The 9,930-nt window shown below is 34.9% G+C and carries 8 protein-coding genes and 1 tRNA gene; 7 read left to right on the top strand and 2 right to left on the bottom strand.

Features of this window, described 5'->3' with window-relative positions; all coding sequences use genetic code 11:
* From AC3OCB_RS11705 to AC3OCB_RS11675, 7 genes are all read left to right on the top strand, one after another.
* Positions 1–531 (top strand): aldo/keto reductase (locus AC3OCB_RS11705; protein WP_498342750.1); only part of this gene is annotated, 531 nt, incomplete at its 5' end.
* A gap of 163 nt (positions 532–694) precedes the next feature.
* Positions 695–767 (top strand) — tRNA-Gln (locus AC3OCB_RS11700).
* A 424-nt stretch (positions 768–1,191) separates the two neighbouring features.
* Positions 1,192–3,090, top strand: coding sequence for a DEAD/DEAH box helicase (locus tag AC3OCB_RS11695; RefSeq protein WP_498342749.1), 1,899 nt, complete (start codon positions 1,192–1,194; stop codon positions 3,088–3,090).
* Between the two features lie 344 nt (positions 3,091–3,434).
* Positions 3,435–4,136 (top strand): hypothetical protein, encoded by a 702-nt coding sequence (locus tag AC3OCB_RS11690; protein WP_498342748.1) that lies wholly within the window; start codon positions 3,435–3,437, stop codon positions 4,134–4,136.
* Between the two features lie 51 nt (positions 4,137–4,187).
* Positions 4,188–4,619 carry a DUF973 family protein gene (locus tag AC3OCB_RS11685; RefSeq protein WP_498342747.1) on the top strand — a complete coding sequence of 144 codons (432 nt, stop codon included), beginning with the start codon at positions 4,188–4,190 and terminating at the stop codon, positions 4,617–4,619.
* Positions 4,620–4,705: 86 nt separating this feature from the next.
* Positions 4,706–5,377, top strand: a complete 672-nt coding sequence (locus AC3OCB_RS11680) for a hypothetical protein (RefSeq protein WP_498342746.1) — start codon at positions 4,706–4,708, stop codon at positions 5,375–5,377.
* On the top strand, positions 5,361–7,682 hold the full coding sequence (locus AC3OCB_RS11675) for a hypothetical protein (protein ID WP_498342745.1): 2,322 nt from the start codon (positions 5,361–5,363) through the stop codon (positions 7,680–7,682). Before AC3OCB_RS11680 ends, AC3OCB_RS11675 begins: the two co-directional genes overlap by 17 nt.
* Positions 7,683–8,433: 751 nt before the next feature.
* On the opposite strand, the gene AC3OCB_RS11670 is transcribed toward AC3OCB_RS11675, so the two are convergent.
* Both AC3OCB_RS11670 and AC3OCB_RS11665 read right to left on the bottom strand, forming a co-directional pair.
* Positions 8,434–9,102, bottom strand: coding sequence for a protein-L-isoaspartate O-methyltransferase family protein (locus tag AC3OCB_RS11670; RefSeq protein ID WP_498342744.1), 669 nt, complete (start codon positions 9,100–9,102; stop codon positions 8,434–8,436).
* Positions 9,099–9,930, bottom strand: an 832-nt coding sequence (locus AC3OCB_RS11665; protein ID WP_498342743.1) for an ATP-binding protein, incomplete at its 5' end; no start/stop codon positions are given. The genes AC3OCB_RS11670 and AC3OCB_RS11665, both read right to left, overlap by 4 nt.

Below are 9,930 nucleotides of genomic sequence, written 5' to 3'. Positions count from 1 at the left end.
AAATCGGCCTTAGCTAGTTCTAAAAGACTAGGAACGTACATTGACTTATACTTGCTGCACTGGCCTTCAGAAGTGCCAATATGTGAAACCATAAAGGCTTTTGAAGATCTTGTAGATAGAGGAGTAATTAGATTCTTTGGCCTAAGCAATTTTAAACCTAGAGAAATTGAGAAAGCAAATGAGTGTACTAAAAAATACGAGATAGTTGCAATAGAAAACCATTACAGTTTATGGGATAGGAGCGATGAAGAAACTGTTGAATATGCAAACAAAAAAGGACTTCTTTACCTTGCGTATACACCCATAGAAAAAGGAAGAATAAAAAATGACAAACTGTTATCTGAGATTGGAAAGAAATATGGCAAAACACCAATTCAAATCGCTCTTAACTGGTACATTCAAATACCTAGCCTAGTGCCAATAGTTAAAGCGAGTAATATTGCTCACCTAGAAGAAAATGCGGGGGCATTAGGATGGAAATTAGACCAAAATGATTGGAAGGTCATTAATGAACGTTATAAAGAAAGGTGAATAGTCATTTATAATTTAGACTCTACGTACAGTCTTATGGTGTTATTGCATATCTAATGTGTTATAAAGTAGGACCCGAAAATTAACTTAAAAATTCATCAAGAACCAAAAGACAGATCCAATAATAGTAACTGTTTTAAACTTCTCCTCCATTTATAATTTTAGCCGGGTCGTCTAGCGGTCAAGGATCGAGGGCTCTGGCCCCTCGGACCAGGGTTCGAGTCCCTGCCCGGCTACCTTTTCCTTGTCCCCTAATTTCATGGGTGAAGAAAATGACCAATTTTATACTTAACTTTATTTTATTCCATTTTCCTACCACAACAAAAAAAGTTAATTCCATAAATTTTCTAATTAAAAATCATATCATTTGTTTTCACATTTTTTAAGTTACCAAATTTTATATTAGAACCCTTCCTTACCTTTATCCTAATCTTTGTTCTAAAGATACTGCATAAGACAGACCGTTATATTAATCCTATACCAACTTTCCAAGAACCTTATATTTCGGAGAATTTAAACGATAAAATACTTCTTTAATATATTTGTTACAACTGAAGGCCTTGCCTCTAAGGAGGAGATAGAGTCGACTCAACATATTGCAACAGGAGATTAGTTTTAATATCATAAAAGAAAAGAGAGACATTAGTACCGTGAAACTTCATGAATACAGACTTGTTTGACCTTTTTAAGAAAACTTACGTTTACGGGAAGAACTATTTAATCTCTGCCCCAACTGGTTCTGGGAAAACTCACATAGCCAAATACTTGCTTAACAAGGAGAGGGGTATTGTAGTTTACATCTCACCGCTTAAAGCTCTCTCAAGGGAAGTCTACAAAGCGGTAAAAGAAAAGAAAGCTAAATACGTTGATTCAGATGTTTATGAAGATGATTTACGTTACTTCCCCTATGAAGCTCTCTTAACCACTTATGAAAAGTTTGACAGCTCAGTAAGGCATAACTACCGCTGGTTAAGAGATGTCAGTCTGTTAATTATTGATGAAATACACAACGTTGAAAGCGACAGAGGTCTTTCTCTCGAAAACGTGGTGCTCTGGGCTAAAAGGAACTCAGTGCCAATAGTCGCATTAAGCGCTACCATAAGTAATTTGGAACAATACAAGAAGTGGTTAAATGCTGAGTTAATCAAAGTTGAAAAGAGGAAGGTACCTCTACACGAGTGTATTGCTTTTCCCTTTTTCATAAAATGTTACGACAACAACAGGATAATCCCCCTTGAAAAGAGGAAATTAAAGAACGTAAAATTGGACTTACTAGTTAGTACGCTTAACTACATCCTGTCTCTAGGCAAAAACGCTCTAGTGTTTGTCAGAAGTAGGAGCTCAGCTGAGACATTAGCTGATACACTCAAAAAATTCTCAATCCCAGCTTTGCCTTACCACTCTGGTCTAACTTATGAGATAAGGGATGACACACTTAACAAATTCATGAAAGGAGAAGTAAAAGTCCTCGTATCAACAACTGCTTTAGGACAAGGAGTCAACTTACCAGTTTATGCTACAGTTTTTTATGACGTGTCATTGCCAGACGCTGATGAGAAAGGAGGATTTAAGGGATGGAGAGACCTAACACCAGCAGAGTTTAAACAAATCGCTGGAAGAGCTGGAAGACCTAACTTCGACAATGAGGGAATGGCTATTGTAATTACTGAAAATATAAAAGAAATGGATAAAGTGGCTAAGAAATACGTGAATTCTGACGAAAAAGAAGATAAAAGCGAAGAGAAAGTTAATTTCACGCTAGAAAACCTAACTCTAGGAATAGTCAGTTGGTACGAGACTACTTCTAAAGGACTGCAAGAGCTAGTTGATGAGTCTTTTTCTTTTAGAAATAAGAACGTAGAAGATGCACTTCAATACTTGAGCAAACAAAGCCTTGTTACTGAGAACTCTGGTGTTTATAAACTTACAGAACTAGGTAGAGCAGTATCCCTTAGCTATATTGATGTGTCTGCACTAAACGGATTTCCTCTAAACACTGATTTTGATCCACTTGAGGTTGTATCAACATCTCCAGAAGTAGTACAAACACTTAGAGGATGCGATGATGGTAAAGAGCTGATAAATAAGTGGGCTAATGGAGAAGACATCTCCTCTCTATGTATGAAGCTATCTGCAAAAGACCTTGAAGAGGTAATATCTACAGCTAGGTGGATTTCTTTTGCATTATATAGGGTACTGAAAGCGTTAAGACACAAAAAAGTTGGAGAAGCTTTAGAGCTATACGAAAGGATTAAGTACGGACTTCCTAAGGAAGGTGTAGAGATGATAAAAAGCGGTATACCTAGGGATGAGGTAAAGGAGCTTATACAGAGAGGAGTAAAAAGCCTTGATGAGGCTTGTATTATGCAAGACCTCCTAGGTATTTCTATCCCTTGTAAAAGATTTCATGAAGAGCTAAGGGAGTTTGTCGACGAAAACTATGGAAAAGAAGTTGATGTAGATGATCCTAGAGTTGAAGCCCTCAAAAGGTTTGGAATAATCACGGAAGATTATAAGTGGAAAGAGTATAAGGAAGTTAAGAAAGAGAAAATTGTGTGAGAGAAAGGAACTTGTTGACTATTTTATTACGATTTTACTTAAGTTAATATATTAAAAGATAATTATTATTAATCTTATGGATTTAATCTGGTTTAAGAACCATATTCTTATTAGACCGACGCAGATTAATTCCTAAAACTGTAAATTAGTAATGCTTCGAATAGCTTAGTATAGGAGCATAAAATTAACATAGAGAACCAATTGTTTAGTACAACAACCTAATGTAAACACTTATAACCTTGATACAAACAGATTAAATTAGATGATTAGAGTGGCCAGGTCTGAGAATGTGATGAAATGTTTTTATCATGAACTTTAAATAGAAGAAAGGCGAGGAAAATGGTATGAAAGTACTTATAATTTTATCCCTTCTCCTATTTCCTCTTTTCATTCTAGTACTTCATACTTCCACATCTTCTTTCACCCCTAACACTTTCTTTGTCTATAACCAAACGGTAAAAATGGTATTACCAAATGGCACTACAACTACAATAAATCAGATAATATTACAGAGGATTATCGAGGTTTATTCTAACAACACCATTAAAATAAATGAGACGATTTACGATGTAAACCAACATTATTATCTTCCTCCATCAATAATAACAAATAATGCGACTTTCCCTCAAGATCTATATTACATCCCTCCATCAATGTTAGGTGATAACGTGACTAGAGGTGGAGGAGAGCTTTATTTCGTAAACTACTCAGATGGACTTTATGAATATGAAAGCAAAACAAACATACAAGGGGTAACTATAGAGTTCTTTATGTGGGTAAACTCTTCTGGAATAGCAGTTAAAGTTCAGACGCTACAAATAGGGGCAAATTTACAACTAGTAAGCAATGCTACAGCAATTCTATGGAAGACAAACTACTTTAACCCCGAAGTTCCCTTACCTATATTTTCTGGATATACAGAAGCCAATGTAGTTACAGCTAGTTTGAATACAGAGTATAGTTATTATCTACCAGAAAAGATATTTGAGTATATAGTCCTTGGTGGAGTAGTAGCAATAATTGTGATTTTACTTTTCAGGAAATGAGGACAGAAAAATTTAAATAGAAGTTAAGTCCAAATAAAATCCGAGGAAAAAATGTTCAAAGCAACAAAAGCCAAGAAAGGTCTTAGCGGTGCTGTAACAGCACTAATCCTAGTAATAGCATCAGTAATAATAGCTCTAGTAGTAGTTGGCTTCGCATTCGGTCTATTCGGCGCTTTAGGTGGAACACCAACAGTAACACAAGTAGGGACTGGAATATTATATACTTCGGGTTCAAATGAGGGTCAAGCTGTCATAACACTTCACAGCACTGGAAATGTACAAGTTGTTAGTGCAACAATAGTAGGAACTACATATACCGGCTCTGCAGTTTATCCAACAAGTGGTTCATTAACTGCAGGGCAAAACACAGTAACAATTAGCTTCGGTACATTAGGTAGTAATATACTGCCAGGTACTACATATCAGATATCACTAGCATTAAGCGACGGACAAACTGTACAAGTCGCAGTAATAGCTCAATAAATAAGTTAATTTGTTTTTTTCTCACTATTATTCTTTTTCTAAAATTTTTACGGAAACTTTATATTGAATAAGGTTATCTTTTATTTGTGAATCCTTTTCCCTTATTTATTCTAGCTCTGCTTTTTATTTCACTATACCCTAGTGTTTTTGTCGAGTATAAAGTAGAAGTTCATTTTCTGCAACTAAATCAGACTTTAACTGAGATACTTTTTGAAAATATCACCAGAGTTTATGATAACGATACTTTTTCATATAATCTCACAGCTTATGCATTAAATTACTCAACAATAGTAGGGACTGCCACAGAATATGATAATCTAACTTGTCCTTCTTCCTTCTTTTATTTGCCTAACGTAGGTAATTCTACTATTAATAGAAAAGTTCCTTTAACTTTGATCTCAGCAAACAATGGCACGTACATTTACATGGGGAAACAGTACATAGATTATGTTGAAGTAAAGTACTTTTACTATGTTAATTCATCTGGTGTTCCTTATAAAATTGTAATCCTTCAAATCGGAGAAAATGGTAAGCCGGTGGGTAATACAACCTATACGTTAATTGCCTCAAATATCATAAACCATAAGGAAGTGCCAATATTACCTAAAGGATTTAAGTTTGCTAAGGGAACTGAAGTGTCCCTTTCTAGTAGTGTCAACGATTCCCTTAACGAGACTATAGGCTCATATATTTTACCCTTTACTGTTATCTTTGCTGTGGTACTATTGGGGGTGAGAAAATTTGCAAAGAAGATATGAAATTTTACTAGTCATAATTCTCTCCGCCTTAGTTAGTATCCTTGCATTATGGAGAGTTTTCCTACATATTGGTTATATTTATCAAAGGGATTCTTACCCTGCTTATTATTTAACTTCTCGCCAATTAGCTATATCTTTCTTAAATTTCCCAGCAATAATGGACAACATTTATATGCCTATTGAAATTCTCTTATACTTTAACTTAATCTCCCCAGAGTTAGCCGACTGGATATCCTACTTCTTATTCCCATTTGCCTTATCATTTCCCTCAATGTATTTTGCTTCAAGATATTTCCTGGACAGATTTGTAGACGCAAGCAATAGGGTAAAAATCGTGACAAGCATAATAGTTGCGTTTTTCTATTCAATTTCTCCAACAGCTTATTATTTTAGCCATTGGAGCAATTATGCTGCCTTTTACGCTCTTCTTCCAGCCTTAATTGCTGGGGCTTTTTACTCTCTAGAAAAAGGCGGAATTACTGGGGCTTTCCTCCTCTCTTTGTTCGCTTCATTAACTACAACAGACCCTAGAGGTTTTGTCTTTACACTTTTTATCGTCATAACTGTTATACTTTACAGACATAAAAAAGGAGATCTAATTACTTTTCTACTTTCTATTCCTTTTTATGTCTTACTAAATTCCAGGCTTTTCCTCTACCTATTCCTTAACCTTCATTCCTACGTCTCATACGGTTACGGAATTTCAGCCGTCCAGCTATGGCTCAACTATTATACTTTTAACCTACTTGATTCACTAAGAGGACTTTCCCTATTTAGACCCCTAGTATCATATCTTTCTTTCTATGGTACTCCCCTGTCTCACATTAATCTGTTGGTAGTTTACATTTTCTCTTTTGCTTTTGTAGAACTTGGTCTTTTGGGTTACGTCTTTCTTAAAAAGAGAAGTATCACTACTTACTTTTTGTTCCTTTACCTCTTTCTAGTTGTTATTGTTTCCTCCAACGTTTACTTTCTTAATCACAACATAACTCTTAACATTCTTTATCCACTCTGGGGATACTTAGCACAAACCTCTGTGTATCCATATCTTTGGATCTTTTTACCAACATATATTTCAGAGATGATATTAGCCCCTCTTTACTTACTTGTTGCATTAGTTTTAGCTAAAATGCTTGAGAGGTACTACTTTATCCCTCTTGTAATTTTAATCTGTTTAGCTCAGTTCTCATTCTCAGCATCTTTTGTCTTTTCAGGGAATTATCAAGGTCAATATAACCCAGTTAATCCACCCAGTTCAGTTATAGAACTTGGCAAGTTCTTAGAGTCTCATACCGAGGGAAACGTTTTCGTTAACGCTTCTTCTCCATTTAGTGCCTTCTTGCAATTTTTACCTAATGTGACTAATGCCCCATTCTATAACACATCTAAAATAGGAATAATATTAAACGAGGTGGGGGTTCAATACGTTGTAACTACAGAAAACAACACTTACGTAGAGAGCATCATTAACTCTCACAAGGACGTTTTCACTCTAGTTTACAATAATTCTGGTTTCCTAGTGTACAAGAATAATGATTTTACTTATCATATCATATCCCCAGTTTATGTTAATTTCAATTCTACTACAATACCACCAACAAATGAGTCCTTGAACGTTATACCATCTTACCTAATGTTCAATATTCCTCCTAAGTATATTGGTGGTTACATAGGGAATGCCAGTTATGCAGAACTTTTAGCACTCTCAGCATATAAACAAGGTATTAATCCTGTAATACTTAAGGTGAAACGTCTGCCTAATTACACAAACTTTACAGACACTATAAACGTAAATGTATATGACCAAGAGATCCTCTCAAAATTCCCTGGTATTTCATTTATTGGAGTTGGTGAACCTTCATCCTTAAACCTTAACGTCACTCCAGGCTATTACAAGGTAGTCTTAGTATATGTATCTGTACCAGGTGGAGGCACTTTTACGATTACAAACGGGACTTATTCGCTTTCTGTATCCACCTCCTCACCTAATGTCTCTGTTGTCTTTTCGTACCTAGGTAAAATTTTCGTTAGTAAAGGGGCTAAACTTATCTTTAATGGAAATCAAGATTCTTATCTTCTTGACGTGCTTTTTATACCTAATAATATTACATTGCTTACCAACTTTTCTGGTGAGCCGATCTCCTCATATCCTTTTGTTTATGGTAGAGCTCTAGGTACTTCATATACTCCTTCACCTTTCATTCCAGTTCTTGTTAATATGATAACTTTTCTGTTATCTATTTTAATATTCCTAGAAAGGGAAAAGATATTAATAATTATAAGAAACAGAAGCAAAAAGTCCTAGAGAGCACTGACTAAGGTATATAAATTGCTAATATGTTTATTTATATAATGAAAAGGAATATATAAGAACTAGACTTTAAAGAATTAGAAATTATAAATAAGATTAAATAGAAAAAGATCGTATACTAACATCACTATTTGCCATACTTATCAATAAGTTATTTATCACTGAGAGTATCATTTCGACTATTAACAATAATCAAAAATACAAAGCTATCAAACGACAAAAAAGTTTCTAGCAGAATGAATATTTACTGCACAAGAAAGTTATTATTCAAACAAAAGAAATAAAAAGAGGTTTCCCAAGATTTAAAGCCACTTATAAACTAGTACAACAATATCTCTAGAGTGGAAATTAAAGTCGTTTTCTTCTCTATATCTTTTTAATGCCTTTGTAAATTGACTTCTTGGGTATATTCTCATTAGGAACCATTTTTGTAAAGGTAACATAATACAACAGAAGAGGGAGAAAAATTGAAAGTGTTGAGAGATCTGAAGTTAGAAATATGTCTTCATTTTTCGGACCAAAAGATCCATAAGGTGATGTGTAAGCCGTTAGAGTGAAACTGATCATTGTAAAACAACCACTTTCTCTTATCTGTATCGTCTACAGAGTCAATATAAGCTTCTTTATACCTTATTAGACTGTCTAATCTAACCCATGTAAAAAGTCCACATTATTTTTCCTTGATAAATCTCTAGCCTCAATTATTTTAAAATCTCAAATTCAATTTATAAGTGATGATGAGTTTTTAATTGTTGATCTGTGATGAAGGTCTTGAGCTCTGATCAACCCAATACCCACAGAGTCCTCTTAAAGGAGAGAATAAGACATCAAAATGCCTTGTTATAACTGGAAAAGGATTTTTCATTATTTTGTAAAGTCCTTGTCTGTCCTTTTTATCAGTTATTGGTACAACTATTACTCCTTTCTCTTTCATCTGCATATATATTGCAAGAGGAAATGTTGGAGATGCTGTCCAGACTATAGCCTTATCATAGGGCTTTCCCTCTTCATAACCAACACTGCCATCTTGGAAAATTAGATGAACGTTATACTCTTTCAACAAGTTGTTTTTTGCAATATTATACATCTCTTCGTCAAACTCTAAGGTGTAAACGTTTTCAGAGCCAACAATTTCAGCTATTAGTGCTGTGTAATAGCCAGTTCCAGTACCGATTTCAAGTACTTTCTCGCCTTTCTTCAGCTCGAGCAAATCAAGCATTTTTAAACCCAAGGAAAGAGCGGTTGTGTTATAGTTCTTAGTTATTTGGAGAGGTTCATCTACGTAGCTGAGTGAATACGCTTTATCTCTCAAATTCTCTGGTAAGAATTTTCTTCTGTCAACTTTCAAGAATGCCTTTATTACCTCTTCATCGTTTATAAAGGTTCTGATGTAATCTATAATCTCTTGGTTCACTTCAGTTTCTCCTTAAGTTCTATTATGTTATTTTCAGCTTTAAATATGACTGGGATATCTTCTTTGAGTGCAGCTTTAAAGCTCGCAATCATCCACTGTCCAACATCAAACTCTAGCGTTTTATCTACAAGGGAGTCTGAAATGCCAAATGTTTCTGCAATAAGTTGCCTATCATAAGGCCTTGGTAGTGTACTTAGGAAGTAGGTATGTATCTGTTGTATTACATTTGTATTTAAGTAGGCTAACCTCTGTGTGCTTATCAATCCATGTAAGTAGTATTTCCTTCCATGCCTAAGCAGTTTTTCTACTGCTAAAGACGAAGCTTCGCTAAAGTCTTTTTGTTTTGTCTCAAAGGGAATAAACTCTTGCGCCTCATCAAGTACCAAGAGAAGTGTAGGTATTGAGGAATAAGACCTTTTCCTCCTCATAAATAGTTGATCTATTAACAAAGATACTATAAGTCTTGCCTCGTCCATGTTTGGCGACTCTATCACAAATAATCGCGGTGAATCTTGCGAACTGTCTAGCGCTTCAATCGCTAGTTGCTCAATATCGTATTCATCAGAGGTTGGTGGTTCTTGGTTTATATAAGATTTGATAGCTGAGATGAAAGTGAATATTACTGAATTCTCTTTTAATCCTGCCTCTCTAGCTTTTGCCTCAACCTCTGTTAATGCATTTAAAACGTTTTCGTCCACAATATCATCTTTTGTTAACTTCTTTTCTCTCATTAATTTATCAAGTTCTTGTAGAAGCATCATGAAGAATGGTTTTTGTGCTGTAGCAACATATTTGTCCTCTGCTTGGGATCTTACCATATCTATTAGT

The sequence above is a fragment of the Sulfurisphaera sp. genome (assembly GCF_059755235.1).
This window is presented reverse-complemented; position numbering and strand designations above follow the sequence as displayed.

Excerpts from the sequence above, each read along its gene's own strand:
- AC3OCB_RS11695 (WP_498342749.1), top strand. The coding sequence starts at position 1,192 with ATGAATACAGACTTGTTTGACCTTTTTAAGAAAACTTACGTTTACGGG.
- AC3OCB_RS11685 (WP_498342747.1), top strand. The coding sequence starts at position 4,188 with ATGTTCAAAGCAACAAAAGCCAAGAAAGGTCTTAGCGGTGCTGTAACA.
- AC3OCB_RS11690 (WP_498342748.1), top strand. The coding sequence starts at position 3,435 with ATGAAAGTACTTATAATTTTATCCCTTCTCCTATTTCCTCTTTTCATT.